Source organism: Agromyces sp. C10 (genome assembly GCF_023217995.1).
GTDB classification, from domain to species: domain Bacteria; phylum Actinomycetota; class Actinomycetes; order Actinomycetales; family Microbacteriaceae; genus Agromyces; species Agromyces indicus.
This window is the reverse complement of sequence record NZ_JALPSX010000003.1, coordinates 258626-278049: the sequence shown is the minus strand read 5'-3', so window position 1 is coordinate 278049 and position 19424 is coordinate 258626. Positions and strand designations below refer to the sequence as shown.

Annotated in this window: 10 protein-coding genes; all 10 read right to left on the bottom strand. The window is 74.2% G+C overall.

Annotation, left to right across the window (positions count from 1 at the left end; genetic code table 11):
• Positions 1 to 100: 100 nt before the first annotated feature.
• The gene (locus M1L56_RS05045) at positions 101 to 2971 is read right to left on the bottom strand and encodes an FtsK/SpoIIIE domain-containing protein (protein ID WP_248598407.1); all 2871 of its coding nucleotides are present in this window, start codon (positions 2969 to 2971) and stop codon (positions 101 to 103) included.
• A gap of 91 nt (positions 2972 to 3062) precedes the next feature.
• A complete protein-coding gene (locus M1L56_RS05040) occupies positions 3063 to 3734 on the bottom strand; it encodes an FHA domain-containing protein (protein ID WP_248598406.1) in 672 nt (223 codons plus the stop codon).
• Positions 3709 to 6096 carry a transglutaminaseTgpA domain-containing protein gene (locus M1L56_RS05035; protein ID WP_248598405.1) on the bottom strand — a complete coding sequence of 796 codons (2388 nt, stop codon included), beginning with the start codon at positions 6094 to 6096 and terminating at the stop codon, positions 3709 to 3711. Before M1L56_RS05035 ends, M1L56_RS05040 begins: the two co-directional genes overlap by 26 nt.
• Complete coding sequence (locus tag M1L56_RS16075; protein ID WP_248598404.1) at positions 6093 to 7436, bottom strand: DUF58 domain-containing protein; 1344 nt, start codon at positions 7434 to 7436, stop codon at positions 6093 to 6095. Before M1L56_RS16075 ends, M1L56_RS05035 begins: the two co-directional genes overlap by 4 nt.
• The gene (locus M1L56_RS05025) at positions 7433 to 8404 is read right to left on the bottom strand and encodes a MoxR family ATPase (RefSeq protein ID WP_067947076.1); all 972 of its coding nucleotides are present in this window, start codon (positions 8402 to 8404) and stop codon (positions 7433 to 7435) included. Before M1L56_RS05025 ends, M1L56_RS16075 begins: the two co-directional genes overlap by 4 nt.
• A gap of 23 nt (positions 8405 to 8427) precedes the next feature.
• Positions 8428 to 14307 carry an Ig-like domain-containing protein gene (locus M1L56_RS05020; protein WP_248598403.1) on the bottom strand — a complete coding sequence of 1960 codons (5880 nt, stop codon included), beginning with the start codon at positions 14305 to 14307 and terminating at the stop codon, positions 8428 to 8430.
• Positions 14304 to 15719 carry a serine/threonine-protein kinase gene (locus M1L56_RS05015; protein WP_248598402.1) on the bottom strand — a complete coding sequence of 472 codons (1416 nt, stop codon included), beginning with the start codon at positions 15717 to 15719 and terminating at the stop codon, positions 14304 to 14306. Before M1L56_RS05015 ends, M1L56_RS05020 begins: the two co-directional genes overlap by 4 nt.
• Before the next feature lie 104 nt (positions 15720 to 15823).
• Positions 15824 to 16633 (bottom strand): PP2C family serine/threonine-protein phosphatase, encoded by an 810-nt coding sequence (locus M1L56_RS05010; protein ID WP_067947081.1) that lies wholly within the window; start codon positions 16631 to 16633, stop codon positions 15824 to 15826.
• A 25-nt stretch (positions 16634 to 16658) separates the two neighbouring features.
• A complete protein-coding gene (locus tag M1L56_RS05005) occupies positions 16659 to 17771 on the bottom strand; it encodes an FHA domain-containing protein (RefSeq protein ID WP_248598401.1) in 1113 nt (370 codons plus the stop codon).
• A 32-nt stretch (positions 17772 to 17803) separates the two neighbouring features.
• Positions 17804 to 19234 (bottom strand): gamma-aminobutyraldehyde dehydrogenase, encoded by a 1431-nt coding sequence (locus M1L56_RS05000; protein ID WP_248598400.1) that lies wholly within the window; start codon positions 19232 to 19234, stop codon positions 17804 to 17806.
• Positions 19235 to 19424: the final 190 nt, after the last annotated feature.

Below are 19424 nucleotides of genomic sequence, written 5' to 3'. Positions count from 1 at the left end.
CCACACTGCGTGGCGGAAATCACGAGTTGATGTCCGAATCGTTAATTTCTCGCGTCGACACGCACGGAATCAGTGCCCGATCGCGCCGACAGCGTCGGAATCAGTCGTGCCGCGGAATCCACGATCGGCGCTCCGGCGGGGCCTCCGTCGGGACCACCCAGCACTGCCGACGGTGGTCGTCGAGGAGCGGCGGTGGAGCGGCGTCCCGGGCGAGTGCGCGGTACTCCCCCGTCCCGCCGTGCACGACGATCGCGGCGCGACTGCGGGCCTGCGCCGCGAGGGTCCAGTTCGTCGTCCACGACTCGGCGTCGCCCACGACGATCCGCGTCGATCCGGGCTCGGGCCCGTGCTGCAGCACCGACGTCGCACGGGCGGCTGCCTCCGGACCGTCGCCGAGCAGCACCACCTCCGCCTCCGGACATGCGGCGGCGATCGCGGCGGCGTCCGCTCTCGGCGTGCGCGAGCACACGGCCGTCAACGGATGCCGCGCCGGCTCGTAGGGCAGCGGCGGGCGCGGCGTCCCCGCCGGCGGCCGCGGTGCGGCGAGGAACTGGGCTCGGAGACCGTGCCACTGCCCGGAGCCCGGCACCGCGTCGGGTTCCCAGAGGGTCCCGTCCCCGCCCGCCTGCACGAGGTCGGCACGCGTCGGGTGCCGCAGGAGCACGGTCGATCCCAGGGCGTCGCGCACGCCGGCACCGAGCCCCGTGAGCCGGGCCGCCGACACGACGACGGCCGACCGGAGGTCGCGGACGCCCCGCAGGATCGATTCGACCCGGGCGATACCGGTGAAGCGCGCCTCGTCGGGCCATGCGGCGAAACACGAGTCCAGGCCGTCGAGCACGACGAGCGCGGGGAGGCGCCGACCGTCGGCGAGCGCACGATCGAGCTCGTCGAGCGCGTCCCACACGGCGCTCCGGGGACCCTCGATCCGGAGCACCCCGTCGGGACCGCGCCGTTCGGCGACCTGGTTGGCGATCGCTGCGAGCAGGGCGGTCCGACCGGAGCCCGGCGCCCCGAGCACGGCCAGCGGTCCGTCGCTCGCGGGACGCCACTCGATCGGAACCCGGCGCTGGCGATCCGGGTCGTCGGCCACGCCGAGCAGGATCGCATCGGGATCCGGACGCTCCGGACCGAGGACGGCGCCGACGCTGCCGAGCGTGAGCGAGCGTGGGAGCGGATCGAGCCACGGGCGGCGCGGCAGGGCGACCGCGGCGTGGCGATCGGCGGCCGATCGGATCGCGGCGTCATCGGCGAGCGCCGATTGGAACCGGACGACGCGCCCGTCCCCGGCATCCGCGATCCCTCGCCCGGGCGTGCTCGCCTCGATCGACGCGGCCGCCTCGGTTCCCACCACCGCGGTGCTGTCGGCTCGCTGGAGCACGCGCAGCGAGACCCGGATCCCGCAGTTGGCGGTCACGTTCTCCCGCACGACGCCGTTCGGGCGCTGCGAGGCGAGGATCAGGTGCACCCCGAGCGATCGGCCGCGCGCGGCGACGTCGGCCATCACGGCCCCCAGCTCCGGGAACCGCTCGACCATGGCCTGGAACTCGTCGATGACGACGACCAGGCGAGGGAGCACGGTGTCCGGCCCCAGGTTCGCGAGGTCGCGCGCACCCACGGAGGCCAGGACGTGCTCGCGATGCCGGAGTTCGGCGCGGATGCTCGCCACCGCGCGCCCGGCCTCCGACTCGGCGAGGTCGGTCACGACACCCGTCACGTGCGGAAGCGCGGCGACGGGGTCGAACGCCGCCCCGCCCTTGAAGTCGACGAGGAGGAAGGCCACGCGGTCGGGCGGGTGGATGGCCGCGAGGGCCGCCACCCAGGTGACCAGGAACTCGCTCTTGCCACTGCCCGAGGTCCCGGCCACGAGCGCGTGCGGTCCGGTGGCGAGGTCGAGGTGGAGCGGGCCGGACTCGCTCGCACCGACCGGCACCCGCAGGCTCGACCGATCACCGGCTGCCGGAGCCAGGTCGAGCTCGGACAGGGCGACCCTGGCCGGCAGCGCCGCCGCGCCGTCCATGCCCGCCCGGCGACCTGCGATGGCGGCTCGTTCCACCCAGGCTCCCGCTTCGACGGTGCCGGCGAGTTCCGGGACGACCGGGATGGCCGTTCCGCGTCCGACCACGGCGAGTCCCCGGTGGCGCAGCTCGACGACCGTGGCGAGACCCGGGGGAAGCTCATCGGGGGTGGCGCCGATCGCGATGAGGTGCACCCGGTCGCCGTCCGCCTCGCGACTGGCGGCGGCAGCGGCACCGTCGACGACCCGCAGTCGTGCTCGAGCCGGCACCGTCACGTGCGGGAGGCCGGCGATCCACTGCCAGGCCTCGGTGCCGGGTGCCTCGATCGCGATCGTGCCCGGGGGCACGGCGTCCGCGCACTGCACGAGCGCCGCCCGCGCCGCGGCGAGCGCGAGACTCCGGGGACCGGTGAAGCCGAGTCCGCCGTCCACCTCCGCGGTCAGCGGCACCTCGGTGAGCCGACCCGCCGACCGCAGCAGGTCGGCGTCGTCGTCATCGGACGGCATGCCGTCGATGCGCACCCGACTGGGCAGCGTCGCGGCGCCGAGGACCACGGGCCCCGGCGCGGTGGCTCGCCACGCCGGGATGCCTCGCTCCATCACCCGGCGGGCGCCGGGCGCCAGGCGCCAGGCCGCCTCGCGCTCGAGGTCGTGGCGGAGCGCGATCTCCTGTCGGAGCCGTTCGAGGGCAGCTCGGCGCTCGCCTGCCGACCGCCGGCGTTCGCGACGGGACTGGCGGCGCCCGTCGAGCATCGAGGCGACCGCGACCAGTGGACCGAGCACGGCGAACAGCAGCGCGAACGTCGATCCGGTGACCGCCCAGATCGCCGTCGCACCGACGACGGGCGCAGCCGACGCGATCCAGGGGAACCCGGGCCGAGCCGGTTCCGGGGGCCGCGGCGGGAGGGCGAGCGGGATGAGGCCGGGCGGGGACCAGTGGCTCGGATCGGACACCGGTCCAGCCCAGCACCCCGGCCACCCGTCGGCACGCGGATCGGGGCCCGGCGGTGCGGCGGCGACATCCGGCGGCGCTGGGGAGGACGGGTCAGGCGACGGTGAAGGCCTGCTCGCCGATCTCGACGCGACTGCCGCGCGGGACGAGCACCCGCCGCCCGGGTTCGCAGCGCACGCCGCCCTCGCCGGGCCGGCGGACGACCGTGCCGTTGGATGAGAACCGGTCGGCGATCCAGAGGTCGCCGTCGTGCTCGCCGAACTCGAGGTGCGTCTTCGACACCGACAGTCCCCGATCGACGATCTGCACGAGGTGCGCGAACCGCTCCCCCGGCTGCGGCATCGGCCGCCGCCCGACGAGCCCCGAGCCGGAGACGCTGACGACCTCGCCGGTCGTGAAGCGCAGCACCCAGACGGCGGACCCGGCGTCGGGATCCCCCTCGGGCTCGGCGGGCTCGGCGGGCTCGGCGGGCCCCGCCGGAACCGGAGGCTCGGCGGGCCAGGTCGCGCCGCCCGCGAGTCCGGACGGCGTCGCGTCCGGACCGGGTGGGGAGAGCTCCGGCTCGGCCCGGCGCTCGGCGCCGACGGGTTCCCCGATGACGGGGATGCTGATCACTCCGCTCTCCGAGCGGTGCAGGACGGAGGTGTCGCCCGGCCGTGGGTCGACCGGTCGACGCGACTCGGGCGTGGCCGACGTCGAGCTGCCGCACTCGCCGCAGAACATGGCGCCCTCGGGCAGGTCAGCGCCGCAGATCCGGCAGGTCACGAGCCGCCTCCCTTCGGTTGCCAGCGTAGCGGCCGAACGAGGCGAGGGAGACGGCCGCGCGCAGGCGCTCCCGCCACGACCGTGGGGCGGCGATGCGCTGCTGCAGCTCGTCGACCGCCGACCAGATGCGTTCGTCGTCGCCCTCGTCCGGGCCGTCCGGCGCGTAGACGGCTCGGTCGATGACCGCGGCGAGCACGAGCGGCTCCAACCCGCCGACGGTGGCCGCCTGCTCGGCGCGGGTCGCGCCCGCTGAGATGGGGTAGCCGTAGTCGGCGGCGGTGTCGGTGAACTCGTGCCAGCCGCCCTCGATGCGCTCGACGGGAGTCGGCGCCCGCCGCCGGATGCGGCGTCGACGCGCCTTGGCGAGCACGATCGCGAGGAACGGGCTGAGGACGAGGAGGAGGGCGGCCAGCCCGATGCCGACCACGCGGGCGACGGCGAGCAGGGCCTCGAGCCACGCGGCGCGATCGTCGTCTCGGTCGTCGGCCCCCGTATCCGGCTCGACGACCAGGTCGTCGATCGGGGTCCGCTCCTCGGGCGGTGGGAGGGCGGACTGCGGCCGGGAGACGATGGTGGGCTCGTCCGGCTGCCGTTCGGGAACCGGGCGACGCTCGGGATTCGGGTCGACCTGGATCCAGGCTCCCGTGCTGGCCTGCACCTCGATCCACGCCTGGAGCTCGTCGCTGCGGAACACGCGCCTGGCCGCGTCGTCCTCGCTCGGGTCCTCGCCGGGGAGGTAGCCCACCACGACCCGCGCCGGGAACCCGATCGCGCGCGCCATGAGGGCGGCGGCCACCGCGTACTGTTCGCCATCGCCGAGCATCGGCTTGACGGTCGCGAGCTCCGCGATGCGGTCGAGGGAATGACCGGATCGGCTCGGCTCGTCGTCGCCGACGCCGTGGCTGACGTAGCCCTGGCCGTGGAACCCGTCGATGACCTTCGCGAGTCGGACGCCCGGCGGATCGGAGGCCGGCGCCCACTCGTCGAGGAGCTGCAGCAGCTCCTCGGGCGGGTCGGGCGCCTCCGGCAGCACCGCGCCGCCCGGCCGGAGCTCGGCGAGGTCGACGTCGTCGATCGAGGCGACGGACCGTGCCCGGTACTCGTCGCCCTCGCGCAAGCCGGTCCGGACGCCGCCCGTGCCGGTCACGTCGTTGTAGTGGAACTCCTCGGTGAGGACCGGGGCCCGATCGTCGGGGTTCACGAACCGGATGCGCTCCAGTCGCCCGATCCCCGGCACCCACACGTCGTCGTAGCCGAGCACCTCCACCGTGATGTCGACCGACTGCCCGGGCGTCCCGGTCTGGTCGAGCCGGAACGGCAGGCGGGTGAACTGGCCGGATGCCGCCGAGCGGTCGGCTCCGCCGACGGAGTAGACGATGCCGTCGTACGTGTCGAGCGTCGCCACGCGCAGCCCGGCCCCGTCGGGAAGGCCGCTGACGGCGAGCATCGGGGCGGCTGCGACATCCGGGTCGAAGGCGCGGCGGAAGCCGGCGAGGGGGCTGTCGAAATCGTCGGGCTCGAACGGCGGCTGGAGCTGCGCGCGCACGACCTCGCGAGGGCCGGGCGGGATGACGAAGGCGGCCGCGGTGGCCCCCACGAGTGCCACCGCGACGAGGGCGCTCGCTCCGATGATGCGGCGGACTCCCGCGAGCACGGCCTCCGAGGGCCGCTCGCCGATGATCGCCCGGTGCGACGCCAGTCCGACCCGGACGAGCCAGACGACGCACGCCACGAGGAACGCGAGCCCGGACTGGACGGCGAGCTCGTCGTGGATCACGCCGAGCGCGATGCCCGCGACGAGCAGGAGCGCCGGAGGGAGCGCGGCCGCTGCCGGCCGCGCCGTGCGCAGGGCGATCGTCACCGCCGCGGTGGTCGCGATCAGTCCGAGGAGGAAGGGCGGGACGAGCAGCGCCTGGTAGCTGCCGACCGGGACGGCGATGGTGACGAGCTGCTTCCACGACAGCGCCGTGCCGGCGACGAGCTCGACGAGGCCCTCCGAGGTCGGGAGCACGGTCCCGAACGACCGTCCCGGCACGGCCACCGGCACGCCGAGCACCAGGTAGGCGCCGGCCACGGCGGCGACCACCGCCCACGACGGCCACCGCCGTACGGCGCCGATCACGCCGATCGCCGAGCCCACGAGGATCGCCACGGCCGCGGCCACCACGAACCGCGGACTCTCGTACACCGGCCACCACGGCACCATGGCGGCGGCGGTCATCGCCGCGACCATCACGACCGAGACCAGGGCCGAGCGCGGCGATGACGCGCGCCCCACCGTCCAGCGCTCCCGCCGACGCCCGGTGCGCCGAACCGGTTCCGCGCCGCCGAACCGCTCCGGGCCGATGATGCGCTCGCTCATGCGACCGACGCCGATCTCGCGATCATCGCGCGCAGGTCGTCGAGGTAGCCGAGGTCGAGCACCGTGAGGGCCCCGATCGAACGCGCCGCCGCCTCGCCCTCGGCGCTGCAGCGCACGACGACGCCCTCGACGCCGGGGGGCAGGCGGGAGGCGGCGTGACGGAGCTCGGCGACCGGACGGGCGGCCCCCGTGACGAGGAACGCGAGCGAGACCCCCGTCACCGACTCGGATGCGGATCGGACGGTCTCGGCGAGCCCGGCCGCGCGCGTGTCGGTCTCCACGATGCAGAGCCCGTCGAGCAGCCGGTCCCGCGAGGCGGTCGGCAGTTCCCGCATGGCGGGGTCGCGGCGACCCTCCCCGTCGTCCGAAGCCCGCCGGGCGCTCCGAGCCCGACCCGACACGACGAAGCTGATGCTCCGGGCGTCGCGGATGGCACGGGCCCCGAGCGAGGCGGCCGCGCTGACGGCGAGTTCGAAGTCGTCGTCCTCGTCGTAGGCGTCGGCCGCGAGGTCGAGCACGACCATCATGCGGCTGCGACGGGTCTCCTCGAACTGCCGCACCATGAAGGTTCCGGTCTTCGCCGAGCTGCGCCAGTGGATGAAGCGCCGGTCGTCCCCGGGCTGGTACTCGCGCAGCGCGTGGAACGAGATGTCGCTGATCGTGAGGTCGCGGGTCGCCGTGCCCTCGAGGTCGCGGAGGTAGCCCGTGCTGAGCGGCGAGACCGCGATCGTGCGGGGGTGGACGTGCAGCATCCGCACGCCCGACCATTCGATCTCGCGCCGCATCAGGCCGATCGGATCGGCGCGGACGGTCTGCACGGGACCCACCTCGACGATGCCGCGACGGCGGGTCGGGATCGCGACGCGCTCGTCGAACACCGCGCCGTGCGCGAGCGGCGGCAGGACCTTCGCGATGACGCGGTCCCCGACCGGGAGCTCGAGGCGAGCCGCCGCGAACCGCCGGCGGCCGGGGTTGCGCACGACGAGCCGCGCCTCCGCCTCCTCGCCGACGGCGACGCGCGCGACGGGCAGCGAGAGGTCGATGCTGCCCGCGCCGCGGCCGGCGAGGTACGCCGAGGCGAGCGCGACGAGCAGGCCGAGTCCCCAGCCGATCACGACCAGTTCCGCCCATCCCCAGCCGTAGCCGATGACGAGCGCCGCCCCTGCGGCCACGACCACGCCCCAGCCGAGGGGGGTGACGACGCCGCGGGCCGTCGCCCACCATCGTCCGATGACGGATGCCGCAGCCTGCGCGGCCGCGACCGCGCGCCCGATCACGACCGCGAGCAGGCCCTCGGTGGCCGCCTCCTCGGGGATCGTGGAGCGGGTCTGGAACGTCACCCGGCCTGCCTCGCCGACGGCGGAGGGGTCTCGATGAGCACCTGCGCGATCATGTTCGACGCGGTCACCCCGTCGAACTCGGCCTCGGGGTCGAGGATGAGGCGATGGGCGAGCACGGGCTCGGCCAGCGCCTTCACGTCGTCGGGCACGACGTAGTGCCGGCCTCGACCGGCCGCATGGGTCTTCGCCGCCCGCACGAGCGCGAGTGCGCCGCGGACGCTGACGCCGAGCCGCACCTCCTTGGCGGTCCGCGTGGACTCGACCAGTCGGGAGACGTAGTCGTGGATGGTCGGATCGACGTACACGGTCCGCGCGAGCGCCGCCATCCGGACGATGTCCGCCGCGCCCAGTCGCGGTTCGACGCGGTGGTCGTGGGCCCGCTGGTCGGTTCCCTCGAGGATCCGGATGGTCGAGGCGTGATCGGGGTAACCGATCGAGGTCCGCATCAGGAAGCGGTCGAGCTGCGCCTCGGGCAGCCGGTACGTTCCGGCCTGCTCGACGGGGTTCTGCGTGGCGATCACCATGAACGGCCGGCCGGCCGGGTGGGTCTGCCCGTCGACGGTGACCTGGCCCTCCTCCATGACCTCGAGCAGTGCGGACTGGGTCTTCGGGCTCGCGCGGTTGATCTCGTCGGCGAGCACGATGTTCGCGAAGATCGGACCCGGATGGAACTCGAACGCGCCGGTGCGCTGGTCGTACACGGACACGCCCGTGATGTCGCCCGGCAGGAGGTCGGGAGTGAACTGGACCCGGTTGCTCGACCCCGCGACGGACTGCGCCATCGCGCGGGCCAGTGAGGTCTTGCCGGTCCCCGGCACGTCCTCGAGGAGCAGGTGTCCCTCGCTGAGCAGCGCGGTGAAGGCGAGGCGGATGACGCGGTTCTTGCCGAGCAGGACCTCCTCGACCGCCCCCACCAGTCGGTCCAGGTCCGCGGCGAACCGCGTCGCGTCCTCAGGGGTCATGGTCATGCGTGCTCCTGCTCCCTGCGAGTTCATCGGGCCTCGAATCTCGCGGTGACGCCCGCGACCTCAACATCCAACCAGACGCGGTCGCCCGGGGCGGCGCCCGGGACCTGGCACGAGGTCGGCGACTGCGCCGCCCGGCTCTCGGAACCGCCCACGACACCGCACCGGTACGCGGCCGGCAGCCCGCCGTTCGCGGGGTCGGCGGTCCACGTCCAGGTCACGCTGGCCGGGTCGTACGCGCGCCCCGGCAGGGCGAAGGTGAGCGACGGCGTCTCGCCGGACGGCTGCGTCTCCGACCAGGGCCCGCACGAGCCCCACACCGAGCAGGCACGGACCTGGAACCGAGCGGTCTCGCCGAACGGCCGGTTCACCAGGGCGCGAAGCCATCCCGAGCCGGAGAAGTCGCGAGGCGTCCCGATGCGCACGCCGTTGGCGTCGACCGCGATGATCTGCAGGCGCCGAGTGCCGGCGTCGACGTTCGACACGTAGCGGTCCCATGTCTCGGCGTTCAGCCAGTCCATCGCACTGTCCACGCCCGAGACGGCCCCGGGAGCGGGCCGGACCACCGTCCCGGCGACCGCGGTGTGCACGCAGCCGGCGCGGTTGTGACCCCACACGATGAAGGAGTACCGCGCGGACTCGGTCGACGTTCCCGTGAACGACACGCTCGAGACATCCGGACCCACCCTGACGACCTCGGCCACGGTGCCGCCCGCCGTGGGTGCGACGACCGTACCCGGAGCGGGCCGCGTGACCGAGCACGCCTGCGCGCCGGTGGGCACGCCGGACTCGCCCTCGACGAGGCGCTCGACGTAGTAGCCGCCGATGGCGTCGCCGTTGCCGGCGAACGGCGTCCACGACACCACGACGGCCCCGGCGGCGGGATCCGCGGCCACGGCGATGTCACCGGGGATCGGCGCGCCGAAGGGCGTCCCGGTGGTGGTGGCCTCGGTCCACTGGGCGAGCGCCGGGAACGCGCCGTTGCGCGCGCTCACGGACACGGCCGCGCTGCTGCCGTTCGCGAGCTGCTGCGAGTCGGTCGCGCACCGGGCGGCGGTGCAGACGCGCGACGCGGAGACCTCCACCGGCGAGCCCGCGACGGTGACCACGTAGGTGCTGACGGGGCTGCCGGAACCGGTCGACACCGGCGCCCACTCGATGCGGAGCCGTCCGTCGAGCGGCATGGCGCGCAGGCCCGACGCCGGCCCGGGCACCACGTCCGACCAGACCGGACTCGGCAGCTCGACCGGATCGGACAGGCCGATGCCGTTGCGCGCCTGGATGCGCACGCGGACGGCCGATTCGGGTCCGTTGCCCGGCGTGGCGACCGTGCACGTCGTCGCACCGCACTCGGTCGCCGCGACCTCGCGGCCGTCCCGGGGGTCGGCGAGCGAGATGCGGTAGCCCTGGATCGGCGAGTTGTTGAAGGCGCCGGCGCCGAACGCGACGTCGAGCGCGCCGTCGCCGAAGCCCGTCAGGCGCGCGTCGCTGACCGGGTCCGGGCGGTCCTGCACCGAGACCGTCACGGTGCCCCAGGCGTACCGGCTGCGGTCGCCGGTGGCGTCGGCCACCTGGTACTGGACGACGGTGTTCACGGGCGCCGCGTTGGCGGAGACGGTGATCGACAGCCGTGAGCGGTCCGCGTTCGGCGTGATCGATACTCCGGCCGGGAGGTCCCCCGAATCCAGGCCGCGCACCGCGATCACCCGCAGCGGCGTGTCCGGGAACGGGTTGCCGGCGGCGTCGTTCGCGAGCACGTCGACCGTGGTGCTGCGGCCGCGCGGCGCGACGGCGGTGTCGGGAGCCGGCTGCGCGAGGGGGCGGGTGGAGGGGACGACCCGCAGCTCGATCCGCCCGGGCGTGCCCTCCACGTCACCGTCGACGACCGCGATCGTGATGGCGCCGCGCGTGCCGTGGGGCGTCGCCTCGGCGGCGCGCAGGCGGAGCTCGCCGCCGTCGACCGAGGCCTCGAACCCCTCGGGCACGTCGCCGACGACGCGGTACGCCAGCTCGGCGCCGCCCTCGTCGTCGGGTCGGTTGGTCAGCCGTTCCAGGGCGATGGTCCGCGACTGGCCGGGTTCGAAGTCGATCATGCCGCCGACGAACGTCGGTGGCTTGTCCTCGTTCGGGCGCACGTCGATCGGGATGACGATCGTGCCCGTGCGCCCGTCCGGGTCGTCGGCCGACGCCCCGTCCGTGACCGTGAACGAGATCGACGCGGGGCCGAAGTAGCCCGCCTCGCTGCGGAAGCGGAGGGTGTCGGCGTCGACGACCAGGTCGCTGCCGTCCGAGTGCGAGGCCCGGACCGTCGCGGCATCCGTCAACCGGACCGGCCGCCCGGAGGCCGCAACGACGTGGTCCTCGAGCTCGAGGACGACCTCCTCGCCGGTCGTGACGCGCACCTGCGGGGCGTCGCGCCGCAGCTGCGGGAGGGCGTCGTCGCGGCCGGGAACCCAGATGAACGCGAACGCGCGCAGGTCGGGGTCGTCCGGGTGGCCGACCGAGTAGGGGATGATGCGGCGCCGGTCCTGGACCTCGACCTCGATCGAGCCGTCCGAGGTCACCCGTGCGCCGTCGTCGTACCCCTCGACCAGCGAGACGGGGGCGTCGCGCTGGTCGGCATCCGCGATGAAGACCTCGCCCAGGACGTCGACGTCGACGCGCTCCTCGTCGAGCACGTCGCTGAGGCTCAGCACCACGTCGGCGGCTTCGGGCCTGATGAGGGGCGCATCGTCGCGCGCGTCGACGCGGAGGAAGGCCGTGGTCGCCCCGAGACGCTCGTTCTCGACGGTGTAGATGAAGCTGTGGTCGCCCTCGCCGGCGGGCACGTCGACGCGGATCACGTCGCCGTCCACCTCGGCGGTGGCGCTGCCGGTGTTCGGCTCGACTCCCGCGATCGAGAGCGAGGCGCCGTCCGGGTCCGAGTCGTTCGCGAGCACGCGAACGGCGAGCGAGCGACCGGGTCGGACGGTGATGCGATCGTCGAGGGCGACCGGGGCGCGCACGCCGTCGAGACCCGGCGCCACGCCGACGCGGACGACGCCGGTCGCACGTGCGCCGAGCGCGTCGACGACCGAGTACTCGAAGGTGTCCGTGCCGGCCGAGTACTCCCCCGCCTCGTACTCGAGCCAGTCGGTGCCGCGGTCGACGACGGCACCGCGCTCCGGATTCGACTCCTGGCCGAGCAGCTGCACGGAATCGCCGTCGGGGTCCACGCCGGCCAGCGGGATCCGGACGCGGACCGTGTCGCCCGCGAGCACGCGGGCCGTGGCGGTCGCCGGGACGGGCGGGGAGTTCGTCGCCGGGTCGGCCTCGCGTACCGTGATCGTGACGGATGCCGTGGCGTTCTGCCCGTCCGGACCCAAGACGCGATACGACGCCTCGAAGACGCCCGGCTCGCCGGGCGCCTGGAATCGGAGCCGATTGCCCGCGGCGAACAGCAGACCGGCCGACGGCGCCGACACCAGCTCGGGGTCGAGCTCCAGCGCCTCGCCGTCGGGGTGCTGGTCGTTGTCGAGCACTGGGATATCGATCACGTCACCCGTGCGCGCCGACGCCGTGTCGGACGCGGCGACGGGGGGTTGGGGCATGCCGGGTGCCGGCACCTGCACGACCGTGACCATGCCCTCGGCATCGGCCAGCCCGTTGCTGACGCGGTAGCCGAAGGTCGCCGAACCCTGCTCGAGCGGGCTCGTGAGGCTGACGCGCAGGATCCGGTGCTCGATCACCTCGACGCGCACGCCGGGGTCGTCGGGCGCCTCCCCCAGTCCGGTGATGACGAGCAGCCCGCCGGTCGGATCGATGTCGCCCGCGAGGACGTCGACCTCCATGGGCTGGTCCTGGCGGAGGAACGCGGTGTGCGGCACGGTGATCGGGGTGGTGTCGCGCTCCGGCGGGGCGGCGACCTCGACGCGGACGGTGCCCGTCGCGGTCTGGCCGCCGTCGGTCACGGTGTACTCGAGGAAATGGGTGCGCACGGCGGCGCTCGAGAACCGGAAGGTGCCCTTGTCGAAGTCCGGTGCCAGGTCGGCCTCGGGCTTGGACGGAACGGCCGAGAGCCGGGCCTCTCCCGAACCGCCGCGGACGTGGCGGAGGGGCTCGAGCCGGATCTCCTCGCCCGCCGTGGCGAGCGCCACGAACGACTCCGCGATGAGCGGCGCCTCGCCCGGCGCTCGGACCCGAACCTCGAGCGTGCCCGTGCCCTCGTCGCGCCCATCCGACACGATGAGACCCACGCGGCGCCGGTCGCCCTCGCCGCCGCGCTCGTCGAAGACCACCACGCCGTCGGCGGTGGAGGTCGCGTCGTCCGGGTCGTTCGCCGTGGCGGCGCGGAGGAACATGGGGTCGCCGTCCGGGTCGACCCACTCGCCGAGCACCGGGGTGTTCACCCGGCCGCCGGCTTCGACCACCGCGCTCACCGGACGGACCTGCGCCGGAGGACCGTTCTCGTCCGGCTCCCGCACGGTGACCCGCGCGAGCGCCTGGGCGACGCCGCCGCGACCGTCGTCGATGTCGTAGCGGAGATCGAAGGCACCCGTGACCGCCTCGTCGAGCGTGAGCTGCAGCTGCTGCCGGCTCGAGACCAGGTCGACCCGCGCGCCGGGCGGGAGGTTCCCCGAGGTGCTGCGCACGACGAGGACATCGCCGTTGGCGTCGTAGTCGTTCAGCAGCACGGGCAGCAGCGTCGCCCGCCCCGGACGCGCGCCGAACTCGTCGTCGACGGCGACGGGCGGGACCTGGCTCTTCTCGGTCGCCACGGGCGAGTCGGGATCGTTCTGCTCGACGCGGCGCTCGTCCCGCTCGATCTCGATCAGCTTCGCCCAGTTGTCGATGAGCTCGTAGTCGCCCGCGGCCGACCAGGTCGCCCCGGTCTGCGGGTCGTTCAGCACCAGCGCGTCGCCGTTCGCGAGAAAGCGCGGACCGGGCGCGGCGATGCGCCGGCCGAGGGGCGTGAGCTGGCCGGTCGCACCGTCGCAGGCCCGCCACGCCGTGCCGCCGCCCCAGGCGGCGTGGACGCATTCGCCGTGGCGGACGGGGCGCGCCGGGCTCCCGGTCATGCCGTCGGCCAGGATCACCGGCTCGGCGCCGTCGAAGGGCACCTCGACGAGTCGTTCGCGGGTCGCGAGGAGGACCCCGTCGCCGTCGAGCGAGGGCCGCTGGAGGACCGTCCGCTCACCGCTCGCGGCGACGTCGGAGAGGTCCACCGACCGACCGTCGAGGTGCAGCAGTCGCGCACCGGCGTCCCACACCGCCCAGCGACCGCCGACCGAGGTCACCTGCGCGTTCTCGGGTCGATCGATCGGGCCGACCTGCCACGTGTCGACCGGGCTCTCGGGCGCCGTCGCGTCGACCTGCCGGAGGTCGCCCGTGGACGGGGTGTAGCCGAACACGCGTCCCGCCTCGTCGACCGACGTCACGGACTGGGCGCCGAACTCGAACGCGGGTTCGTCCTCGCTCCTGAAGTCGCCGAACTGCTCGATCGGCTCGACCCACAGGTCGCCGTCGGCCGTGACCACGGCCCGGTCGCCGGCGAGGGCGATCTCGGCGCCGGCGGGCGGCATCGAGACGGTGTCGGCGACGGCGGCAGTGGCCGGATCGACGATGCCGACGCTCGAGCGGTCCCGGTCGAGGACCAGCACGGTCGCGCCGCGCTGCACGATCTCGGGACTGGCGCCGCCCGCCTCGACGACGGCGTTGAGCTCGCCGACGGCCGTGTTGGCCCGGCCGACGGACTCGTAGGTCTGGTTGGCCACCCACACCGAAGCGTCGCCGAGATCGATGCGCTGCGCCGAGTAGCCGCCCGAGGCGACCGCCACCCCGGCGACGACGGCCACGACGACGCCGACCGCCGTGCCGGTCAGGAGCGGCCCGCGGCGGGCCCGCCAGATCTCGGCGACGTCGATCACGGCGCCCCCGCTTCCACGCATCGCTCGGCGCTCGGCGGACCGGAGCGGCCGTCGCGCGACACCGACACCGTCGCGCACACCGACGCGCTCGCATCGGCCGGCGCCGTCGCGACGGTCTCCCGCTGCGGAGGACGGTCGCTCCCGCCGACGGTCACGATGTACGTGTCGCCCGGCCGCAGTCCGGGGTCATCCCAGGAGAAGACGACGTTCTCGCCCACGACCTCGGCGCGCACGTCGGAGACGACCGGGATCGACGCCGCCCCCCGGGCGACGGTGAGCAGTCCCGCTGCGACGAGTCCCACGAAGACGGCCGCCGCGATGCCGACGCCCCACATGAGCCGACGAGGCGGCGGCGGTGCGGTCGCGCGCCGCGCCCCGGAGCCGCGGGCGGTCCCCCGGGATCGCGAGTCGACGGTCGCCGCGCCGGCTCGCGCCGAGGACGACCGGCGACGACGCGACCGGGACGCCGCGGCATCCGCCGAACTGCCGGCGCCCAGTCGGGTGCGCTCGTCGAGGTCGACGGCGGTCGCGAGCGCCCAGTCGTCCATGGCCACCTCGAGCGGCGTCTGCGGCAGGTTCAGTTCCTCCTCGACCGACTGGAGGTCGCGGATGAACTCGAGGGCGCCCGCCTGGCGGTCCGCGGGTCGCTTGGACATCGCCCGAGCGAGGACCGCTTCGAGGCTGCGGGGAACGTCGGGCCGACCGGTCGGCGGGAGCTTGGTCCGTTCGATCCGGGCGATGAGCGCCCGCGTGCCGTTGTCGCCGCCGGGCACCTCGAACGGGCTCCGTCCGGCGAGGAGGGAGTACACGGTCGCGCCGAGCGACCACACCTCGCTCGCCACCGTGCCCGAGACCTCGTCGAGCAGCACCTCCGGTGCCGACCACGGGATGGACAGCCCGACCGCGTCGCTCGCCTCGGCCTGGCCGAGCGTGGCCGCGATGCCGAAGTCGGCGAGGACGGGGTGGCCGTATGCGGTGGTGAGGATGTTCGACGGCTTGATGTCGCGATGCAGGACGCCCTGCCGGTGCGCAGTCTCGATCGCGCTCGCGATCCGCACGCCGATCGAGAGCACCTCGGCGATCGGGAGCTGCACGGCCCGGTACCGCTGGCCGAGCGTGGCCGAGCAGTACTCCATGACGAGGTAGGGGCGTCCGTCCGCCGCGACGCTCGCCTGGTACACGGTGAGGATCGACGGGTGGCTCGACAGCTGGGCCATGAGGTTCGCCTCGGCCTGGAACATCCGCCGGACGTCGTCGTTCACGACCTCGGCGAGCAGCACCTTCACCGCCACCAGGCGCCGCGGCATGTTCTGCTCGTAGAGGAAGACGTCGGCGAAGCCGCCGGCTCCGAGCACCCGGATGAACGAGAACCCGGGGAGGTTCGGCGGCGTGGACGGAAGTCGCCTCGTCACGTTCCTCCCTGCGGGCTCGGGCACCGGCAGCATCTCCGGCGCGCGGCTCCCGCCCGGTGCATCGCCTTATTGTAGGTCGGCGGATGCCGCCGGGCGCGGTGACTTCACGCGGTCCCGGTCTCGCCTGCGCCGGGGCGCTCGACCCGCAGCACGTCGACGACGACGACGGTGATGTTGTCGCGCCCGCCGTTGCCGACCGCGGCCTCGACGAGCTGGTGCACCGCCTGCTCGGGCCGGCGCCCGGAGATGAGGAAGTGGCGGATGCCGTAGGAGGTCAGCTCCTTGGTCAGCCCGTCGGAGCACACCAGCAGACGCATGCCCTCCTCGAGCGCGATGGCCCGGTAGTCGGGGATCGGCGCCTCGTGGAACCCGACCGCTCGCGTGATCACGTTGGAGTGCGGGTGCGTGTCCGCCTCCTCGCGCGAGATCTGACCCGCGTCCACGAGCTCCTGGACGATGGAGTGGTCGACCGTGAGCTGCTCCAGGACCCCGCCGACCAGCCGGTAGACGCGCGAGTCGCCGATGTTGAACACGATCCAGGCGGGCTGGTCGCCGATCACGCCGAGCGCGATGCCGGTCACCGTGGTGCCGCTGCCCTCGTCCGTCACGCCCGCGCCGCGCCCCATGTCCTGCACGGCGAGCTGGAGCGCGGCGTCGATGTCCGAGGTGCCGACGGCGGGCTTGCCGCCGTGCTCGGCCAGGCGCGTGACGACGGCGGCGCTCGCGAAGTCGCCGGCCGCGTGGCCGCCCATCCCGTCGGCCACCGCGAACAGCGGGGCCTGCGCGACGAAGCTGTCCTCGTTCACGGCGCGACGCAGTCCCGTGTCGGTCGCCGCCGCCCACGAGAGGGTCACCTCCGTGCCGTCCGGCAGCGCGACGCGGTGCCGGCTGTTGCCGTTGCCGATCTGCGTCACCTGGTCCGCCCCTGTCCGGTGGAGGTCATGCGTCGATGCCTCCGAGGTCCGTGAGGATCTCGACGATCGTATCCCCTCCGAGTTGGAGCGTCGTTCCCGCGGCCACGACCACGGACTCCCCGGGCCGGAGCCGCCGGACGCCCGCGGCGGAGTTGACGATGGTGCCGTTCGTCGACCGGAGGTCGGTCGCGACCACGCGGCCGCCCTCACGGCGGAGCTCGAGATGGGTCGCCGACACGACCTCGGCGGGCGACTCGACGCGGACGAGCACGACGTCGCCCTGCGGCATCCGCGGCGGGCTCGGGCTGCGCCCGATGATCACGGGCGCGTCGATCACCCCGGCCGGACCGCCCACGACGCGGTAGGCGGTCGCGGGGATCGGCAGCTCGAGGGTGTCGCCGGCGTCGTCGTCCCGGGCGGCGACCGTGTCGTCCTCGATGACGAGCTCGGGGCGCGGCACCCGGACGGTGCTCGTCGAGCCGCTTCGCGCGGGCGAGCGGATCGTGTCGGCGTCCTCGACGATGGGCATCGGCGCGGTCGGCGGCGCGTGCCGGAGGGAGCGGACGGTGTCGGGATCGGGCGCGGCGTCCGCGGGCGGACGGCGGGCCAGCACCGTGTCGGCGTCGAGCGCGTACGGGTCGGCGCGCTCGGGCAGTTCCCGCCACGCCCACTCGATCGCGGCGGCCCGGAACGCGGCGCGCTGCGACGGCACCCCCTCGCCGGCCACGGCCGCGTGCCGGACGGCCTCGAGGGGCGAGCCGGCGGCCGCGATCCGCAGCCGCGTGACGGCCGAGAACTCGGCGAGGTGCCAGGGCGTGATGCCGCGCGCGTCGAGCCGGCGGGCGCCGCCGGGCGAGGCGAGGTCGACGACGGCTCGGCCGCGCACGAGCGCCGTGAGCGGGTCGCCGCCCCGCGGCCACCACACGAGGGCGAGGTCCTCGATCCCGGCGGGTCCCATCGGGATGCGGGCGACGAGGTCCTCGACCTCGACCGACTCGTCGCCTGCCAGGTCGGCCATCGCGCTGGTCACCCGGTCGGGCGCCGGCGCCGCGAGCGCGACGATGAAGCGGGCCCCCACCACCACGTCCCACTGGGGCGCCTCGGGGTCGATCCTGCTGCGCACTGCCCCCTCGACCATGGGAACCAGTGTCCCACCGACCGCGCCGCCGGTCAGCCGATGAAGCTCATGACGTGCTTGATGCGCGTGTAGTCCTCGAAGCCGTACTGCGAGAGGTCCTTGCCGTAGCCGGAGTGCTTGAACCCGCCGTGCGGCATGTCGGAGACGAACGGGATGTGCGTGTTGATCCACACGCATCCGAAGTCGAGGTCGCGCGCGAAGCGCATGGCGCGGCCGTGATCGCGGGTCCAGACGGAGGCGGCGAGCGCGTAGTCGACGCCGTTGGCCATGGCGACGGCGTCGCGCTCCTCGCGGAACGGCTGGACGGTCAGCACGGGCCCGAAGATCTCGCGCTGGATGGCCTCGTCCTCCTGTCGGAGCCCGGTGACGATGGTCGCCTCCCAGAAGTACCCGCGGTCGCCCTGCCGTCGGCCGCCCGTGGCGATGTCGGCGTGGTCGGGCAGCCGGTCGACGAAGCCGGCGACGTTGGCGAGTTGGGTCGGGTTGTTGAGCGGACCGAAGAAGACCCCGTCCTCGCGGGGGCCGCCGGTGCGGGCGTGGGTGCGTGCGCGTTCGACGAGCACCGAGACGAGCTCGTCGTGGACGGACTCGTGCACGAGCACGCGGGTCGCGGCCGTGCAGTCCTGGCCGGCGTTGAAGTAGGCGGCGGCGACGATGCCCTCGGCCGCCTGCTCGAGGTCGACGTCGTCGAAGACGATCGCGGGCGCCTTGCCGCCGAGCTCCAGGTGCACGCGCTTGAGGTCGGATGCCGCGGCGCGCGCGACCTCCATGCCGGCGCGGACGGAGCCGGTGATGGCCACCATCTCGGGGGTGGGGTGCTGCAGCAGGGCCCCGCCGGTGGCGCGGTCGCCGGTGACGACGTTGAGGACGCCGGCGGGCAGGAACTCCGCGGCGACCTCGGCGAGCTTCAGCGTGGCCAGCGGCGTGGTGTCGGACGGCTTGAGGACGACGGTGTTGCCGGCGGCGATGGCCGGGGCCACCTTCCACACCGCCATGTTGAGCGGGTAGTTCCACGGTGCGACCTGGCCGATGACGCCGATGGGTTCGCGGCGCACGAACGAGGTGTGGTCCGCGACGTACTCGCCCGCGGAGCGTCCCTCGAGGTTGCGGGCGGCGCCGGCGAAGAACCGCAGCTGGTCGACCGATTGGAGGATCTCGTCGGCGACGAGCGTGGCACGGGGCTTGCCGGTGTCCTGCGACTCGAGGTCGGCGAACTCGTCGGCCCTCGCCTCCATGGCGTCGGCGATGCGCGTGAGTGCGAGCTGTCGTTCGGCCGGCGTGGTGCGGCCCCAGGCGTCGAACGCCGCGGACGCCGCCGCGTAGGCGGCGTCGATGTCGGCTGTCGTCGAGACGGGTGCCCGTCCGTACACCTCCTCGGTCGCGGGATCCACGAGGTCGAGCACCTCCTCGCCGCGGGCGTCGACGTACTCGTTGCCGATGAAGTTGCGCAGGGTCTCGGTCACGGGGTCCTCCGGTGGGTGGGGCGGATGCCGCGGTCGGAGACGTGGGGGTGCCCGGCGCGGCGCTCGCGATGCGCACCATCGTGCCACGGCGAATCGTTGATCGGAAGGGCATTGACGATGGAATCCGTTGCGAATCGCGCACATCTCGACGGAATCACTTGTGGATGGACGAAGCGACTGTCATGATCGG